The 17545-nt window shown below is 63.3% G+C and carries 14 protein-coding genes; 3 read left to right on the top strand and 11 right to left on the bottom strand.

Features of this window, described 5'->3' with window-relative positions; all coding sequences use genetic code 11:
• Positions 1-16: 16 nt before the first annotated feature.
• Positions 17-2614, bottom strand: a complete 2598-nt coding sequence (locus tag JQC81_RS29320) for a TIGR02302 family protein (RefSeq protein ID WP_203275312.1) — start codon at positions 2612-2614, stop codon at positions 17-19.
• 522 nt (positions 2615-3136) lie between these two features.
• On the opposite strand from JQC81_RS29320, the gene JQC81_RS34045 reads away from it, so the two are divergent.
• Positions 3137-5146, top strand: a complete 2010-nt coding sequence (locus JQC81_RS34045) for a hypothetical protein (RefSeq protein ID WP_203275311.1) — start codon at positions 3137-3139, stop codon at positions 5144-5146.
• A 308-nt stretch (positions 5147-5454) separates the two neighbouring features.
• Positions 5455-8775 carry an Ig-like domain-containing protein gene (locus tag JQC81_RS29310; RefSeq protein ID WP_203275310.1) on the top strand — a complete coding sequence of 1107 codons (3321 nt, stop codon included), beginning with the start codon at positions 5455-5457 and terminating at the stop codon, positions 8773-8775.
• A gap of 73 nt (positions 8776-8848) precedes the next feature.
• Here the strand turns inward: JQC81_RS29310 and lysA are convergent, their stop codons facing one another.
• On the bottom strand, positions 8849-10117 hold the full coding sequence (lysA, locus tag JQC81_RS29305; RefSeq protein ID WP_203275309.1) for a diaminopimelate decarboxylase: 1269 nt from the start codon (positions 10115-10117) through the stop codon (positions 8849-8851).
• Between the two features lie 9 nt (positions 10118-10126).
• Positions 10127-10369 carry an LPS translocon maturation chaperone LptM gene (gene lptM / locus JQC81_RS29300; RefSeq protein ID WP_203275308.1) on the bottom strand — a complete coding sequence of 81 codons (243 nt, stop codon included), beginning with the start codon at positions 10367-10369 and terminating at the stop codon, positions 10127-10129.
• Positions 10370-10538: 169 nt separating this feature from the next.
• Between lptM and tlpA the strand changes: the two genes are divergently transcribed.
• Complete coding sequence (gene tlpA, locus JQC81_RS29295; RefSeq protein ID WP_203275307.1) at positions 10539-11186, top strand: thiol:disulfide interchange protein TlpA; 648 nt, start codon at positions 10539-10541, stop codon at positions 11184-11186.
• Positions 11187-11195: 9 nt separating this feature from the next.
• Here the strand turns inward: tlpA and JQC81_RS29290 are convergent, their stop codons facing one another.
• The 8 genes from JQC81_RS29290 to JQC81_RS29255 all read right to left on the bottom strand — a co-directional run bounded on the left by JQC81_RS29290 (position 11196) and on the right by JQC81_RS29255 (position 17157).
• Positions 11196-11933, bottom strand: coding sequence for an adenylate/guanylate cyclase domain-containing protein (locus JQC81_RS29290; RefSeq protein WP_203275306.1), 738 nt, complete (start codon positions 11931-11933; stop codon positions 11196-11198).
• A gap of 144 nt (positions 11934-12077) precedes the next feature.
• Positions 12078-12395 carry a hypothetical protein gene (locus JQC81_RS29285; protein ID WP_246520733.1) on the bottom strand — a complete coding sequence of 106 codons (318 nt, stop codon included), beginning with the start codon at positions 12393-12395 and terminating at the stop codon, positions 12078-12080.
• 346 nt (positions 12396-12741) lie between these two features.
• Positions 12742-13077, bottom strand: coding sequence for a Grx4 family monothiol glutaredoxin (gene grxD, locus JQC81_RS29280; protein WP_203275305.1), 336 nt, complete (start codon positions 13075-13077; stop codon positions 12742-12744).
• Between the two features lie 44 nt (positions 13078-13121).
• Entirely contained in the window at positions 13122-13358 is a 237-nt protein-coding gene (locus JQC81_RS29275) for a BolA family protein (protein ID WP_203275304.1), read from the bottom strand.
• 12 nt (positions 13359-13370) lie between these two features.
• Positions 13371-15581, bottom strand: coding sequence for a phosphoribosylformylglycinamidine synthase subunit PurL (gene purL, locus JQC81_RS29270; protein WP_203275303.1), 2211 nt, complete (start codon positions 15579-15581; stop codon positions 13371-13373).
• Between the two features lie 23 nt (positions 15582-15604).
• Positions 15605-16303 (bottom strand): phosphoribosylformylglycinamidine synthase subunit PurQ, encoded by a 699-nt coding sequence (gene purQ, locus JQC81_RS29265; protein ID WP_203275302.1) that lies wholly within the window; start codon positions 16301-16303, stop codon positions 15605-15607.
• Positions 16304-16310: 7 nt separating this feature from the next.
• Entirely contained in the window at positions 16311-16550 is a 240-nt protein-coding gene (gene purS / locus JQC81_RS29260; RefSeq protein ID WP_190847026.1) for a phosphoribosylformylglycinamidine synthase subunit PurS, read from the bottom strand.
• 67 nt (positions 16551-16617) lie between these two features.
• Entirely contained in the window at positions 16618-17157 is a 540-nt protein-coding gene (locus JQC81_RS29255; RefSeq protein ID WP_203275301.1) for a hypothetical protein, read from the bottom strand.
• Positions 17158-17545 lie beyond the last annotated feature (388 nt).

Raw genomic sequence — 17545 nt, 5'->3', positions numbered from 1 at the left:
TGCGTTGACCCTGTTATCAGTTTCTGCGCAGCAGCCGCTCGAAATATTCGAGTTCTTCCTGCGCTCGCGAGGGGTCGGCCAGCTTGCGGCGCAGCTCTTCCAGGATCTGCTGCGCGCGCTGGGCCGGTGATGCACCGGCACTGGGCACCTCGACACGGCCATCGGAGTAGTCCCGGTTCCGCAACGGACGCCCCAGCGGATCATTGTCGCGCTGGCCTGCCTGCTGGTTGCCCTGCGGATTGCCTTGGCCGGGCTGGTCGCCCGCCTGCTCGTTCCCTTGGCCGTCACCCTGCTGCATCTGCTGCATCTGCTGGGCCATGCCCTGCATGCCGCGCCGCAGGCTCTCCAGGGCCCGGCCCTGGGCATCGACGGCCGGGCCGTCCTGACCCTGGCCAAGGGCGCCCTCGGCATCGCGCATGGCCTGCTCGGCCTCGCCGAGGCCCTGCTCGCCCTGCATGCCCATGCCCTGCATGCGCCGCTGAAGCTCCTCCAGACGCTCCCTCAGGGCCTGCTGCCGCTGCCGGAGGCCGAGCGGATCCTGATCCTGCCCGCCCTGGCCCTCGGCCTGCTCCTGGCCCTCGCCCTGTTCGCCTTGCTGGCCCTGTTGACCTTGCTGGCGCTGTCCTTGCTGGCGCTGACCCTGTTGGCGCTGGCCGTTGCGGTCGCCCTGCTGCATGCGCCGGTTCTGGCCGTCGCGGAAGGTCTCGTCGCGCAGGTTCTGCTGCTCGCGCGCCATGTCCTCCATGTCCTGCATGGCCTGGTTCATCTCGCGGCCGAGAGGGTCGGTCATGCGGCTGTTGGGTTGGGCGGTCTGCAGGTTCTCAAGGATGTTGCGCAGCTGCTCGAGCAGGCGCTGGGCCTCGGCCACGTCGCCGCGGCGCATGGCCTCTTCCATCTGCTGCAGCATGCGGTTGAGATCGTCCTGCGAGATCATCCGGTCCGGCGCGCGCTGGTTCTGGTTCTGCGATTGCTGCTGGTTCTGCTGCATGCGTTGGGCGAATTCCCGCAGGAACTTGTCCATGGCCTGGCGCAGCTCTTCGGTGAGGCGGCGCATCTCGTCGTCCGTCGCACCCCGTTCCATGGCCTCCTTCAGGCGCTCCTGGGCGGCGCGCAGCTCCCGCTCCGCGTCGGAGAGCCCGCCATCCTCGATCTGCAGCGCCATGGCCCAGAGCCAGTCGGCCACATCGGTGAGATCCTGGTCGGTCCTGGCGACCCGCAGGCGCTCCGCCCCTTGGCGCAGCCCCATGAACACGCCCCACTGCGGGATGTACTCTTCCGGGGCGATCAGCAGGGCATCGAGGGCCACCTGCACGCGCTTGCGATCGTCAGGCGCGAGCACCAGGTTGCGCCGCTGCTCCACCAGGGCCTTGGCGAGCGGGTTGGTGAAGGGGCGCTGCGGCAGGGTAAAGGTGATCTTTTCGCTGAGCGCTTCCTGGCCCGCCTCGTCCTTGGCCTTGAGCTGGATCGTCACCGGCGCGCCGGCCCAGGCATGGTTGGTGAGGTCGACGGGAGACTTGGTGTCCGGCGCGTTCTCCTCGTGGCTCGGGAGCGCGAGCGTCAGCTGCGGTGCCGGCACGAGGGAGCGCCCCCGGCTGTTGTCGGCCTTCTCCACGATGCCGTCCAGGGCCGTGATGCCGTAATCGTCCTTGCCCTTGTAGGAGAGCGTAAAGGTGCCGCGCGCATTCACCTCGGGCGGGGTGGTGAAGGCGATCTCGGGCATCCGGTCGGGAATGGCCTCGATGGTGAGCGTGACGCTCTGGGCAAAGCCCGTGCTGACCGTCAGCTCGCTGGAGCCTTCGAGGGTGTAGCGCTCCTCGCGCATGTCGGTGCGCTGGCCGGCTTTCGGGGGCAGGGGGGTGAGACCCTTGCCCGGCTTGACCTCCGCGCTGCCTTCGCCGGCGATGCGGATCACCACCGTCGAACGAGCCGGCGCCCTCAGGCTCTGCGCGCGGGCGAGGTCGATCATGAGGGGAGGTGTGCGGGTATAGAGGGGCGGGTCGATCCAGCCGTCGATGCGGAAGGAGGCGGTTGCTGTCTCCGGATTGCGCCAGTCGAAGGCTGCGGCCAGGCGCGAGCCGATCTCGGGACCGGCCACGAAGGCGCTGGTCACCAGGGCGAGCAGGCCCGCGGCCCGCAAGGCATAGCGGTCGCGCCGGGGCATGTCCGGCCGCGGCAGGCCCACCCGCATCCGGCTCACGGCCTCTTCCGCGCGCTTGCGGTGGAGGGCCCAGAGAGCCCGGGTGCCCGGATCGGCGGAACCCAGGGCAAGGGAGTCGTCGAGCGCGCGCGCCGGGCCGGTGGCAAGGCCGGTCTCCCGGTCCAGGCGGTCGAGGGCATGGGTGCGGCTCGGCATCCTCAGGCGGAAGAGGGGCCAGAGCGACAGGAGAAACGCTGCCGCGAACAGGCCGAGCCCGACCGTCCGCCACAGGACAGGCAGATCGAGCCATAGGCCGAGCCAGGACAGGGTGAGGAACGAAAGGACGATGGCGAGCGGCAGCCAGAGCCGGGGCCAGGCCTCCTCCCACCAGAGCGACCAGCGGGCATGGGACACAAGGCGGCCGAACCGCTGGTTCAGGCGGCTCTGCCCAGATGTCGGGTTCGGGCCTTCACTCATGGTCACCAAGTCTCCCGCTGCACCGGATGTGCAGACGCCCCCGTAAGGAAGCTAGCACGGCCGATCCGCATGACCAGCGGTCAAATCGGCACGGAGGTTCAAGAAGAGGTGACCGTGGCTTGCATACGAACGCGCCTCGAACCGCCCCGGTTCACGGCCGCGACGATAGGGCGGGAGCGGCGAAATTCCTTGACGTCTGGACGGCATGACGATACATGATTCCAATTATAATATAATTACATTATCTTTTGGGGCGCTTCCATGGCTACGCTTGTTATATCCTCCAATACACTTGGCGAAGATGCACAGGCAGGTGCTCTCGTGGGCACTCTCAGCGTCGCCGGTGAGATTGCCGCGGGCGAGACATTCACGTTCATCCTTGATGATGAGCGGTTCCAGATCATCGATGGAAACCAGCTCGTCGTGAAGTCCGGCAGTTTCAACTTCGAAGGGCTCGAGAAGCAGTTCACGCTCAACATTCAGGCTGTTGGGAGCCAGAACACGCCGGTCGAGGCCGCGCCGGTGGTGATCAGCCTCACCAACGTGAACGAAGCTCCCACGGATATCACCCTCGTCAGCGGCGGCACCATCGGGGACAACGCCATCCTGGGTGCAACCGTCGCCACCTTGGCGGGACAGGACCCAGACCGGGGCGACCTGCTGACCTATACGATCGTTACCGACATAAACGGCGCGACTGAATACGACCATCCCTATCTCGGAACTTCCGGTAGCGAGATCGTCGTTAAGCACGACCTCAGCGATGCCTCGATTGAACCCATGCCGGTTTATGTCAAGGTCACGGACGCCAAGGGCCTGTCTTACGTGAAGCAGATCACGCTCACCGTGACGCCCGTGAACGAGGCGCCGGAGGTGAATGCCGAACCGGTGGAGGTGCTCGACGGATCGAAAGGAGGAACGCTTGTCGCTGTGATCAGCGCCATAGATCCTGAGGATGGTGTGTTAACGTACAAACTATCTGCAGCCAGCGCTCAATGGTTCAGCCTCGTCGACAATAATGACGGCACTTGGAACGTCGTCGTGAAGCAGGGCGTCACCCTGCGCTCGGACAGGGCTGCCTTTCAGAGCTTGGTCGTTGAAGTTTCAGACAATGCGGGCAACACGACATCGGAAACCGTCTTTCTCAACATCAACGAGAACTTGGAGCCTGAGGCCACTTTCGAGTTCCGGGAGGTTGGAAGAAATACACCTGCCGGCATACTTGTCGGCACGCTTGTGGCCTACGATCCGGAAGGAGAGGCAGTCAGCTACACCCTCTCAGGCGAGAGTGCCAAACTGTTCAGCCTCGTGAAGAATGAGGATGGCACGTATGGCGTCCTCGTTAAGCAGGGCGTCACCCTCGATTACACGGATGAAGCACAGCGCAGCTTCACCGTGAAGGTTTCCGACGGATTCAACTTCTCATTTGAAGAAACCTTCGATCTGGTGTTCGGCAGCTATACGCTCGTGAGCGTGAGCGAGGGTGCGGGAGGCGGCACGATCGTTGGCAAGCTTGTGCCGACGGACGACGATGGCAACCAACTTTCCTATTCTTTGTCTGACGCGAACTCGAGTCTCTTCGACCTAGTGGCAAATAGCAGCGGTGGCTATGATGTCGTCGTTCGCAGTGGAGTGACGCTCGATTATGAGAATGATAGTCATCACATTCTCGGAGTGAATGTAACTAACAATATTGGGACGGTGTCGAAATCTTTCGAGATTAGCTTGCGTGACGTGAACGTAATCCCGACGGCAACCCTGACCTCCATCACAGTGAATGAGGGTGCTGGGGATCATGCAATTGCTGGAAAGCTTAAGGCAGTTGATGTCGAAGATGAAGAGCTTACCTGTATCCTGTCCGCCGAGAGCGCCGCATGGTTCGAACTTATAGACAACGGCGATGGTGATTATGACATTGTCGTTCGCGATGGAATAAAGCTCGATTACGAGAACCCGTCCCACCGTGTAGTGAATGTCGTTGTATCCGACGGCGTGCATTCCCTCTCCAGAACCTTGAACCTGAGTCTGATTGATGGTGTCGATACTCTGATCGGCGCGGCGAAGACAGACAGCCTGAACGGTACGGCAGGTCGGGATATTATAAAGGGTCTCGCCGGAAACGATATGCTCACGGGCAACACCGGAAACGACAGGCTCTACGGAGGCACCGGCAAGGATGTTCTGAACGGCGGTGGCGGTCAGGATGTCTTCGTGTTTGATTCCAAACCGAACAAGAAGACCAATCTCGACAAGGTCGCAGACTTCACGGTGGTGGACGATTCCATGTGGCTGGAGAACAAGATCTTCACCAAGCTCGGGAAGAAGGGTTCCGAAACGTCTCCCGCGCAGATCAAGAAATCGTTCTTCGTCGTCGGCGACAAGGCCAAGGATAAGGATGATTACCTGATCTACAACAAGAAGACCGGTGCTCTCTCCTACGATGCCGATGGCTCGGGATCCCAGGCGGCCGTGCAGATCGCAGCCCTGTCGAAGAAGCTCGGCCTCACCCACAAGGATTTCTTTGTGATCTGAGACAAGGAGGCGGCCAGAAACCGCATCTCTTGAGCGGGGGAGCCATTAGGCTCCCCTGTTGCATTAGGGGTCCTGCCAAGCAGCCGCGGCCCGCAGTCTCAGGATATATGAAATAATATATTATCTTGATGAGAGCTGGTGATACCCTGCGCAGACCACTCTCTAACTGATGAGGGGCGCACATATTCCTAAAGTACTCTTGATACGTTATAAAGATTCCGTAAGGTAGCTTGGCAAGGCCGCCGGCCGGCACGGTCAGCAGAAAACTTAAAGGCGGCAGAACGCGGATCTTGGAGCAGGGGGGTATCATGGCTTTTACGGTGTTGCGCAGCGGAGACGAGCAGCAGGTTAATACCTTGATCAAGAACAGCCAAAGTCATCCGACGATTACACGGCTGACCGATGGCGGTTGGGTGGTGACCTGGAGCGGCCAGGATGCCAGCGGGAATGGCATCTATATGCAGCGCTATGACGCGAACGGGGTGGCGCAGTTCACTTCCGGCGGCGTGCCTGCCGATCGGCTCGTCAACACCAGCATTGAGGGCAACCAAATCTGGTCCACAGTCGTCGGCCTCTCGAATGGCGGATGGGTTGTGAGCTGGATCGATAGGTCCAACGACACTGGGGTCATTCATCAGCGCCATTACAATTCCGCAGGGGAGCCGCAGGACGTGACAACCGTCAATCCGTCTCGTCTGGCCGATACCCGGAGCAACATCGAGATGACCGCCCTGGCCGATGGTGAGTGGCTGGTCACCTGGCAAAGCGGCGATGGATCGAATTACGGCATTTATCAGCAGCGCTTCAATGCCCAGGGCGAGCCTCAAATTGCTCATGCCGACCAACGGGTCAATGTCAAGATCGATGGACATCAGCGGTTTTCTGATGTGACCACGCTTCAGGATGGCGGCTGGATCGTGTCCTGGGTTGACGAAGGTCCATATGATCTGAAGGCCAATATCTACATGCGCCGCTACGACAAAGACGGAAGAGCCGTGGCGCTGGATGGAACAGCGGGATCGCAGGAATATGCGGTCGTCACAGATGTCCGCGGCATGGGAGGCAAGTCTCAGAAGATCGCGGCGCTCCCGAATGGCGGCTGGCTCGTCGTCCGGTACGGGGTTGGCCCCGACGGGTCCAACGACATCTTCTTCAAGCGCTACGATGCATCCGGCGTCGTACGTCAGGAGGAAATTGTCAATGTGGATCGCGAGGCTTCGCAGGATAATCCGCATATCGCCGTTCATGATGACGGAAGCTGGGTCATCACCTGGGAGTCGCGATTCGATGTTCACCAACGCCGCTATTTGGCAGATGGATCGACCTCTGGTCCCGACCTGGTCGTGCCGGCTTGGCTTGGCAGTATATGGAACGAACACCCGCAGGTTACCGCACTCGACAATGAGCGTTGGGTCGTCACCTGGCAGACCCTAGATCAGGATGAGAAACCCGGAACCGGTATCGCCCAACGCATCTTCACGCAGATCGCCGTCGATGCGGTAACGAGTGCCTTGGAATATGCGACTGGCACCACCGATGATGACGTCCTGAATGTCGAGCAGAATGGTCTTTCCGTAGGCGATGTTCTGGACGGTGGGGGAGGCAACGATACCCTGCAGATGACCCAATCAGGTGCCATCGACCTGACGCTCCCTGCACAACTTCTTCGCTTCGAGAGGATCGTCGGAACAAACGAGGACGACCGGATCATCGCGAGTGCGGGGAGGATCACGCAGTTCGAGACGATCGACGGCGGTGGCGGCAACAACGATGTGCTGGAACTCGTCTATGGCGGGAACTACGACCTTAGCGACGTCACACTGATGGGAATCGATTGGATCAAGCTGTCGGTGGCTTATTCCGACTATCATGTTACCGTAGACGATGTTGCAACGGCGCTGCTGATCGATGGCAGCGAGAGCTTTGGCGAAACAGTCGAGCTGACGGATGGCGTCTTTACTCAAGACGAATTGATCCGGCTTTTCAGCCAAGGCATCGATGTGGTCAGGTACGGCGGCGCAGACCACACCAATGCTCTTCCGCAGATCGCCAACTTCTTTGGCGATCAGAGCAAGGCCCTTATCGGCGGCGCCATGACCCGGCTCGACACAGATGGGGCTGCTGTGGTCAGCGACGATTTAAACCGATTCCAATCGCTCTCGGTCCAGATCACCAATCGCGTCGCCGGCGAAGACCGGCTTGGCTTAATTCAAGAGAACGGCGTGACGGTCGCGAATGGCAGGGTTTTCTTCAATAACGCACTCGTCGGTACGCTTGCGAAAGACGGATCCGGCACAGACGGGCTCCTGATCAATTTCGATGCAAGCGCAACCTCCGCCATGGTCACCGCCGTCGTGCAGGCCTTGGCCTATCAGAACACCGCATCCGGCAGCTACGTCGCTCAGCAGCGCCAGATCGCCGTGCTACTGACCGATGCAGGTGGGGCGCAGAGCTTCTTCGATCTCCAAGTCAACCTTGCGCTGTCCACCGGCGGGCAGGTGAACAGAGCTCCCGTGATCGAGGGCGTTCCGACAAAGACCGAAACCGTTGCGGACACAAGCTTCATCTCTCCCTTCGCCAGCATAGTGCTGAGCGATCCTGATGGAGATCGCCTGACTGTCACGGTGACGTTCGACAAGACGAAGGGCGTGCTCATTCCGGGGGGCGGCGGCACCTATGATCCTCAGGAAGGCACTTACACGGTCGAAGGGACCGGGGATTACGTTAGGCTCGCCCTGAATGCCCTTCAGTTCAATCCGACGGACCGAAACGGTCCGGTAGGCCTGGGCGAGGAGACAACCTTCACGATTACGGTTGCCGACGATGAGAGCCAAAAGGCCGAGGCACAGGTGACGGTCAGGTCCGAGATCGCAGACCGGCCGCCGTCCCGGCCGACCTTGTCCAACAACAGGATCGACGAACTCGTTGCAGATGGCACGCCGGTCGGCACGCTTTCCGCACAGGACAGCAACGGTCAAACCATTGCCTATTCCCTCGTGGGAGCAGGAGATGCGCCCTTCGAGATCGTCGGCAGCGAGCTTCGGGTGAAGAACGGCGTCGCGCTCGATTATGAGCAGACGACATCATACACCTTCACCATTCGTACGTCTGCCGGCGGGCTCTCCAACGATCGCGTCGTCACCATCAGCGTGAATGATGTCGGCGTTGAGAGCACAGCCGGTTCTGTCGCCAACGACGTAATCAAGGGCGGCGTCGGCAAGGACACGCTGGGCGGCGGCCTTGGCGACGACAAGCTCTTCGGCGGTCTGGGCAACGACACGCTGAAAGGCGATGGCGGTAAGGACATCTTCGTGTTTGCCACCAAGACGAACAAGAAGACCAACGTCGACAAGATCAGCGACTTCGTGGTCAAGGATGACTCGATCTGGCTCGACAACGCCGTGTTCACCAAGATCGGCAAGGGCTCAGAGGATAAGCCCGGCAAGCTGGCGAAGGCGATGTTCTGGACCGGCAAGGAGGCGCACGATGCGTCCGACCGGATCATCTACGACAAGAAGTCCGGCGCGTTGTATTACGATGCGGACGGCACGGGCCGCTCGGCGCAGGTGAAGTTTGCCACCCTCAAGAAGGGACTCTCGCTCACCGAGAAAGACTTCTTCGTCATCTGAACGAAGAGGCAGGCCAACAAAAACCCCGGCGTTCCTCGCGCCGGGGTTTTTGTTTGGGCCCTGGGCCGATGCTTTAGCCGAGCCAGCCCGGAATTCGGTCGAGGCCGATCAGATCGTCGTAGGTGGGGCGCGGGCGCACCACCGCGTGGTCGTCGCCGCGCACCAGCACCTCGGGCACGAGCAGGCGGGTGTTGTAGGTGTTGGCCTGCACGGCCCCGTAGGCGCCGGCGGTCATGATGGCGATGAGGTCGCCGGCTTTCACCGCAGGCATGTCGCGCGACAGCGCCAGATAATCGCCGGTCTCGCACACGGGACCGACCACGTCGGCGACGATGCGCGGCGTGTCGGGGGAGGCTTGCGCCACCGGCTTGATGTCGTGATGCGCCTCGTAGAGCGTCGGGCGGATGAGGTCGTTCATGGCCGCATCGACGATCACGAAGGGCTTGTCGGCGCCTTGCTTCACGTAGATCACCCGGGCAATCAGCACGCCCGCATTGCCGGCGATCAGGCGGCCCATCTCGAACACGAGCTTGAGGCCGAGATCCTTCGTGTGGCGCTTGATGATCGCGGCGTAAGCCTGCGGATCGGGCGGAGGCTCGTTGTTCTCCCGGTAGGGCACGCCGAGGCCGCCGCCGAGATCGATGTGATGCAGCTTGTGGCCATCCGCCTTCAGGTCGCGGGCGAGCTCTGCCAGCAGCGCGGTGGCGTTGTCAAAGGGGCTCAAATCCGTGATCTGGCTGCCGATATGCATGTCGACGCCGGTGACCGTGATGCCCTTCAGCGCCGCTGCCCGTGCATAGACCTCGCGGGCGCGGGAAATCGGAATGCCGAACTTGTTCTCGGATTTGCCGGTCGAGATCTTTGCGTGCGTCTTGGCGTCCACATCCGGGTTGATGCGGATCGACACCGGCGCGCGCATCCCCTTCGAAACCGCGACCTCGGAGAGCGCCTCAAGCTCGGGCTCGGATTCCACGTTGAAGCACAGGATGCCGCTGTCGAGCGCGAACGCCATCTCAGGCCTGGTCTTGCCAACGCCGGAGAACACGATGCGTTCGCCCGACACCCCGGCGGCGAGCGCCCGTCGCAGTTCGCCCTCCGACACGATGTCCATCCCGGCGCCCAGGCGGCTCACGGTGGTGAGCACCGCCTGATTGGAGTTCGCCTTCATGGCGTAGCAGACGAGAGCGTCCGTGTCGGCAAAGGCCTCGGCGAAGACCCGGTAGTGCCGCTCAAGGGTGGCGCTGGAATAGCAGTAGAACGGAGTGCCGACCTCATCGGCAAGGCGGCGCAGGTCGACGCCCTCCGCATGGAGGACGCCGTCGCGATAGGCAAAATGGTGCATCGAAACGGCCTAAAGCAGCGGGTCGAGAATGAAGGGCTTGTCGGGGATCGTATAGCCCAGGCGTGGCGAGGAGCGCGGCGTCCCGACAGGGGAGGGCAGGGCCGTGTCGCTGACGGTGCTCGCCGGCTGCGCTGCCGGTGCCGAGGCGCTCGGCGGCGGCTCGAGCGCGCCGCGGCGGCCGCAGGCCGAAAGACATAGAACAACAAGGCCCGCGATCAGGAGCGGACGGGCGAGAGACAGGCTGGACGACATCAGGAGGCTCCGAAACGTGGCCGCACCATAACGGGAAGTCACCAGAGATGCGAGAGGCAAGGTGTGGACGACAAGTGGCCTCGCCGCCACAGGATTGTGACCTTCCAACCGGAGCCGTTCCATCATTCGGGGCTTGAGCCCTGAGCCGAAAGGCGCCACATCACGGGCCATGTCGAACGCAGTGAAATCCAGAAAAAACTGGCTGGTAGGCTTGGCCGCTCTCGTGCTCGCCGGCGCCGGCGCCGTCTGGTATGGGCTGGCGCCCCGCGATCCCATGGCCGCCGGCGTGTCCGAATGCCGTGCCTCGACAGCCACGACCGAGCGGTTGAAGCCGCTTGTCAAGGGCGAGGTGGCGGCCGTCGGGGTGAGCAGCGCTCCCAAGCCGCCGCCGGCGATCGCCTTCACGGGCCCTGACGAGAAGCCGACGAGCCTTGCCGATTTCAAGGGCAAGACCATCCTGGTCAATCTCTGGGCTACCTGGTGCGTGCCGTGCCGGGAGGAGATGCCGGCCCTTGACAAGCTGCAGGCGGAGCTGGGTGGGCCCGATTTCCAGGTGGTCGCGATCAACGTGGATACCCGCAACCGGGAGAAGCCGAAAGTCTGGCTCAAGGAAAACGGCATCACGAATCTGGCCTATCATGCCGATCCCGAGGGAAAGATCCTGCAGGTCCTGCAGAAATCGGGCCATGTGGTCGGCCTGCCGACCACCTTCGTGGTCGATGCCTCCGGGTGCGAGATCGCGCTGCTGAAAGGGCCGACCGAGTGGGCCTCGCCCGATGCGGTCTCGTTCATGAAGGCTGCCTTGAACCGCCCCTGAGCGCCGGGATCACGCTGCGTAGAGCTGCACCGGAGCCTCGATGCCCTTGAGCTGGTAGTCCCGTCCTTCGCCTCTGACCAGGTCGCGCCCGGCTCGTTCGTAAACGGCCCGGGTCACCAGGATTTCATCCGTTTCGGCTGCTGCCTGCGCGCGGGCAGCCGTGTTGACCACGGGGCCGATGGCCGTGAGGTCGCGATGCGCCCGGCCGAACTCCCCGAAGCTGGCGGTCCCTGAATCGATGCCGATCCCGACCCCGAGCTCCCTTCCCTCAAGACCTCGGTTCTCAGCCAGGAGGGTCCTGCGGCGGGCCTCGCAGCGGCGCTGGATCTCGCGGGCCGCCCGCACGGCCTGCTCGGCGTGGTTGGGCTGCTGGATCGGGAAGCCGAAGATGGCCATGACGGAATCGCCGATCGTTTTATTAAGAAGGCCGTCGTACTCCCAGATCGCCTCCGCGCATTCGTCGTAGAAGGCATCGAGCAGGGACGAGAGCGCGTCCGGCGGAAGCGTCTGCGACAGGGCCGTATAGCCTCTCAGATCGGCAAACAGGATGGAGACGTCGACCGGGATCTTGCGGGCCTTCATGATGCGCGTGAACATGAGTTCGCACACCGTGCAGGTGTTCGGGTTCATCCGGCTCGGGCGGATGCCGAAGATCCGAAACGGCAGGGAGGCCGGACCGTGCAGGGGCACGGGGATCCGCATCTGCTGCCAGCAGCCTTTGCAGATCAGGGCTTGGGCAGGTGCCATCGGGAGGCCCTTCCACATCATCGGCCGGCGACCGGATCTCGACGTCGACGATGCCGCTCGTCGCCGGATGCCTAGGCCAACCTGCGCAGAGTATCACCTTGGATCTGAACGGCCAAAAGATAAGCCGGGGTGCCTGTTCGGGCATCAGGCCGGGAGGGCTCCGTCGCCGTCAGGAACGCCGATCGTGCCCGAGAAGGCCGGTTTCGAGAGCCGCCAGGGCCGGTCCATGGCGCGCTTCGCCTCCCCGCGCTGGAGCCGGCGGGGTGCTCCGTCAGCGGTGATCTCCTCGATCACCAGGAAGCCCAAGGCCTGCAGCATCACGGCCGCCGCCTTGGTGGCGCGGTCGTCGGCCCGCAAAGACAGGGAGCCGGCGGCATAGACCCGCTCCATCAGGCTCTTAGGATGATGCACGACCGCCGCGCGCGGCTTAAAGGCGACGATGTTCGTCTCAGGTTCCAGCATGAAAAGCCCCCAGGTCGAGCCGCCGGATTGTGTTCTTGTCTCAGCGGCTATTTCACAAACGGAAGAGCCATTGTGCCGGAAACTGAGCCGTTTAAGGAATGCGACATAAAACGCGCTTTTTCCCTCCCCCTTGTGGGAAGGGGGTGCCGCGTAGCGGCTGGGGTGGGGGTGCCGGCGCCAGACCTAGATAGGCTATCGCTCGCACCTCTACCTCCAACTCCTCCCCACAAAGGGGAGGAGAGTTCCGTCGCGGATCATCGGCCAGTCAGCGGAAACCTGTTGGAGGATGCATGAAAAAGGCGGAGCCGATGGCTCCGCCCAATCTCGTCAGAACAATCGCCCGTCTTCAGGCGCTCTGCTGAACCTGAATGCCCTTGTCGGCAAAGAGCTGCTGCAGCTCGCCGGCCTGGAACATCTCGCGGGTGATGTCGCAGCCGCCGATGAACTCGCCCTTCACGTAGAGCTGGGGAATGGTCGGCCAATTGGAATAGTCCTTGATGCCCTGGCGCACGGTCTCGTCCTCGAGCACGTTGACGCCCTTGTACGGCACGCCGAGGTAGTTGAGGATCTGGACCACTTGCCCAGAGAACCCGCACATGGGGAACTGCGGCGTGCCCTTCATGAAGAGCACGACGTCGTTGGACTTCACTTCGTTGTCGATGATCTGGTTGGCGTCAGCCATGGGATGCTCCTTCACCCCGGCGGTCAAGGCGCCGGGTTCGTTTCTCAATTGTCGGGTGCCAGGGTCGTCAATGCAAGGGCATGGAGGGTGCCGCCCATGTGGCCCTGCAGCGCGGCATAGACCATCTGGTGCTGCTGAACCCGGGACTTGCCCTTGAAGGCCGAGGACGTGACGGTGGCTGCGTAGTGGTCGCCATCGCCCGCCAGATCCTTGATCTCCACCACCGCGTCCGGCAGGGCGGCCTTGATCATGCTCTCGATCTCACCTGCATTCATGGGCATGAATCAAACTCCTCAGGCCTTGCCAGTCATGTAGTTCGGCAGCCAGGCTTCGTGGGCTGCCTTCAGTTGCTTGACGGATATGGCCTGTTGCCCGGGCAGAATCAACGCATCGCCTCCGGTCAGCCCCAGGGTCACGGCCGGAATGCCGACGGCGCCGGCCTCGTAGAGGATGTCGGCGGCCACATCCTCGTCGACGGCGGTGAGGTAGCGGGCCTGGTCCTCGCCGAACAGGAAGGCGTGGAGGGGCAGGTTCTCCGGGTAGGCGGTGATCTCGGCGCCCACGCCGCCCGCCATAGCCATCTCGGCAAGGCCTAAGGCAATGCCGCCGTCCGAGAGGTCATGCACGGTCTTCACCTGGCCGGAGCGGATGAGCTGGCGCACGAAGTCGCCGTTGCGCTTCTCCTGGGCGAGGTCCACCGGCGGCGGAGCGCCGTCCTCCCGGCCGCAGACGTCGCGCAGATAGATCGACTGGCCGAGCCAGCCGTGGGTCGCGCCGATGAGGATGATCGCCTCGCCCTCGCGCCTGAAGGCCAGGGAGGCGTTCACCGTCACGTCGTCGAGCAGGCCGACGCCGCCGATGGCCGGCGTCGGCAGGATGCCCTGGCCGTTGGTCTCGTTGTAGAGGGAGACGTTGCCGGACACGACGGGGAAGTCGAGCGCCTTGCAGGCTTCGCCGATGCCCTTCACGCAGCCCACGAACTGGCCCATGGATTCGGGCCGCTCGGGGCTGGCGAAGTTGAGGTTGTCAGTGATCGCCAGCGGCAGGCCGCCCACCGCCGTGATGTTGCGCCAGGCTTCCGCCACCGCCTGCTTGCCGCCCTCGAACGGGTCGGCCTCGCAATAGCGCGGTGTCACGTCTGTGGTGAGCGCCAGGCCCTTCGGCCCGTCCTCCACGCGCACGATGGCCGCATCCCCGCCCGGCGTCTGCACCGTGTTGCCGAGGATCAGGTGGTCGTACTGCTCCCAGACCCAGCGCTTGGAGCACTGGTCCGGCGAGCCCACGAGCTTCAGCAGCGCCTCGGCCTCGGACATGGGAGCCTTCACGCTGTCGGGCGTGATGACGGGCTGCTTGGGGCTTTCCACCCAGGGACGATCGTAGAGCGGAGCCTCGTCGCCGAGTTCCTTGATCGGCAGGTCGGCCTTCACCTCGCCCTGATGCTTGATCACGAAACGCAGGGTGTCGGTGGTCTTGCCGATCACCGCGAAGTCGAGGCCCCATTTGTGGAAGATGGCCTGCGCTTCCTTCTCCATGCCGGGCTTCAAGACCATGAGCATGCGCTCCTGGCTCTCGGAGAGCATCATCTCGTAGGCGGTCATGCCCTCCTCGCGGCAGGGCACCTTGTCGAGGTCGAGCTCGATGCCGAGATTGCCCTTGGCTCCCATCTCGACCGCCGAACTGGTCAGGCCCGCCGCGCCCATGTCCTGAATCGCGATCACGGCGCCGGACTTCATCAGCTCGAGGCAGGCCTCCAGCAGCAGCTTCTCGGCGAAGGGGTCGCCCACCTGCACGGTGGGGCGCTTCTCCTCGGACGCGTCGTCGAATTCGGCCGACGCCATGGTGGCGCCGTGGATGCCGTCGCGGCCGGTCTTGGAGCCGAGATAGACGATCGGGTTTCCGACGCCGGTCGCCTTGGCATAAAAGATCTCGTCCGTGCGGGCGAGGCCCACCGCCATGGCGTTGACCAGGATGTTGCCGTTGTAGCGCTTGTCGAAGCCCACGGAGCCGCCGACGGTCGGCACGCCGAAGGAATTGCCGTAGCCGCCGATGCCGGCCACCACGCCGGAGACGAGGTGCGGGGTCTTCGGATGATCCGGTTCGCCGAAGCGCAGGAAGTTCAGCGCCGCGATGGGCCGCGCCCCCATGGTGAACACGTCGCGCAGGATGCCGCCCACACCCGTCGCCGCGCCCTGATAGGGCTCGATGAAGGACGGGTGGTTGTGGCTCTCCATCTTGAAGATGCAGGCGAGCCCGTCGCCGATATCGATCACGCCGGCATTCTCGCCCGGACCCTGGATCACCCACGGCGCCTTGGTGGGCAGGCCGCGCAGGTGAATGCGGGAGGACTTGTACGAGCAATGCTCGTTCCACATGGCCGACACGATACCGAGCTCGGTGATGGTCGGCTCGCGGCCGATCAGGGTCACGAAGCGCTCGTATTCATCGGGTTTCAGCCCGTGCTCCTTGACCAGCTCCGGGGTGATGGCGACGTCGTTGCGGATCATCGGGGTCTCTGTATCTGGAGAAATCAGGCAGCGCGCGGAAACGAGGACACGAGGCTCTCGAACAGGCCGCGCCCGTCGGTGCCGCCCACGAGGTCCTCGATCAGGTTTTCCGGATGGGGCATCATGCCGAGCACGTTGAGCTTGTCGGAATAGATGCCGGCAATCGAGTTCATGGAGCCGTTGCGGTTGGCATCCTGGGTGATGTGCCCCTGCGCGTCCGCATAGCGGAAGGCCACGAGACCGTCGCCTTCGAGGCGCTTCAGCGTTTCTTCATCGGCCGTGTAGTTGCCCTCGCCATGAGCAACGCAGACGTCGATGGCCTGACCCTTCGCGTAGTTTCGGGTAAACGCCGTGTCGTTGCGCTCGACCCGCAGGAACTGGCGGTGGCAGATGAACTTCAGGTTCGCATTGCGCATCAGGATGCCGGGGAGAAGCCCAGATTCGCACAGAATCTGGAACCCGTTGCAGATGCCGAGTACGAGACCGCCGCGCGCCGCATGGGCGCGAACCGCATCCATCACGGTGGCGCGGCCGGCAATGGCGCCGCAGCGCAGGTAATCTCCGTAGGAAAACCCGCCGGGCAGGACCACGAGGTCGGTGCCCTTCGGCAGCTCCGTTTCGGCATGCCAGACCTTCTCAGCCTGAGACCCGGCGGATTTCAGCGCCCGCAGCACATCGCCTTCGCGATTGGAGCCGGGGAAGACGATGACGGCGGATTTCATGTCAGCCTCACGCGATCTCGACGCGGTAATTCTCGATGACGGTGTTTGCCAGCAGCTTCTCGCAGGCGGCCTTGAGCTGGGCTTCGGCCTGGGCCTTGTCGGCGGTGCCGAGCTCGATGTCGAAGACCTTGCCCTGGCGCACACCGTCGATGCCCTCGACGCCGAGGGACTTGAGCGCCCCTTCGATGGCCTTGCCTTGAGGGTCGAGAACGCCGTTCTTGAGGGTCACGGTCACACGCGCTTTCATGGGGGCCTCGGGCTGTTTCAAGATGTGCCCCACGCCATAACGGCATTATGGTCAAGAAACAACGCCTTCAGGAGCCCAATTCGCGGGCAGCGACCTCCCTGGCCGTTTCACGCACAGCATCCTGGACTTCGCCGATCACCAGCACGACCGACAGGGTCCCGCCCTCCCGTTTTCCGAACGCGGCGCCATAGGCCGGGGGCTTACCATTGTCGGCGGGGGCGAGATCGATGGCAAAGCCCGGATGAGGGCCGCCCCTCAGACGCTCCACCGTGACGAGGGTCTTCACGGGCTTGCCGCGGCCAGCGGGTGAGCGAAGCGCCCGAGCCAGGCGCTCCGGGTCCTTCAGGACGCCTTCCGTGATGTCCGCGTCCTTTCCCGTCACACGTACGACGCTGACGGCGAGGCCCGGGCCGCATGCGGGCGGAGCGCAGAAGGCCAGGGCCACGGGCTCCGACCGGTCTTCGGCCAGCCATTTGCGCAGGGGCAGGGCATCCCAGGACGCATCCACCGAGAGTCCCGCGACCTGCCGGGGAATGTAGCCGCAGCTCGCGACCGATAGCGCAAGGGCCAGGAACGGAAAGGTGGAACGCAACAGGCGGAAGGACATGGCCTTATCTATGCGCGAAATGAGCCGGGAGGGGAATGGGGCGGACGCCGCCATCGCGTCCTCGCCTCTGCGAGAGCACGAGCGGCATCCGGTGTCCTCCCCGGCGGCCGTGAGGCGGGGAGGAGGTCCATGCGCTGCGCCTAGTTGTGGATTTCCTTCCCCTCCGCTGCGATGCGGCACCGCGAGGAGCGTCTTGGTCGTCTGGTCGAGCTTTTGTTCCCTCTTTGTTCTTGACAGTTCTCCCAAGCTGAGCCATACCGTCGATGTCCTGCCTCGCGAGGGACGCGCTCGAGGCGTCGGTTGTGGAGGCAGGATGCGGTTCTGGCCGCTGCGGAGCAAGACGCTGGTTCCGCATGCCAGGGCTCTGAGCGGAGGATGAGGTTCATGG

The sequence above is a fragment of the Microvirga arabica genome, assembly GCF_016811235.1.
Classification (GTDB): domain Bacteria; phylum Pseudomonadota; class Alphaproteobacteria; order Rhizobiales; family Beijerinckiaceae; genus Microvirga; species Microvirga arabica.
The sequence above is the reverse complement of the archived record's forward strand: the minus strand, read 5'-3'. Positions and strand labels throughout refer to the sequence as shown.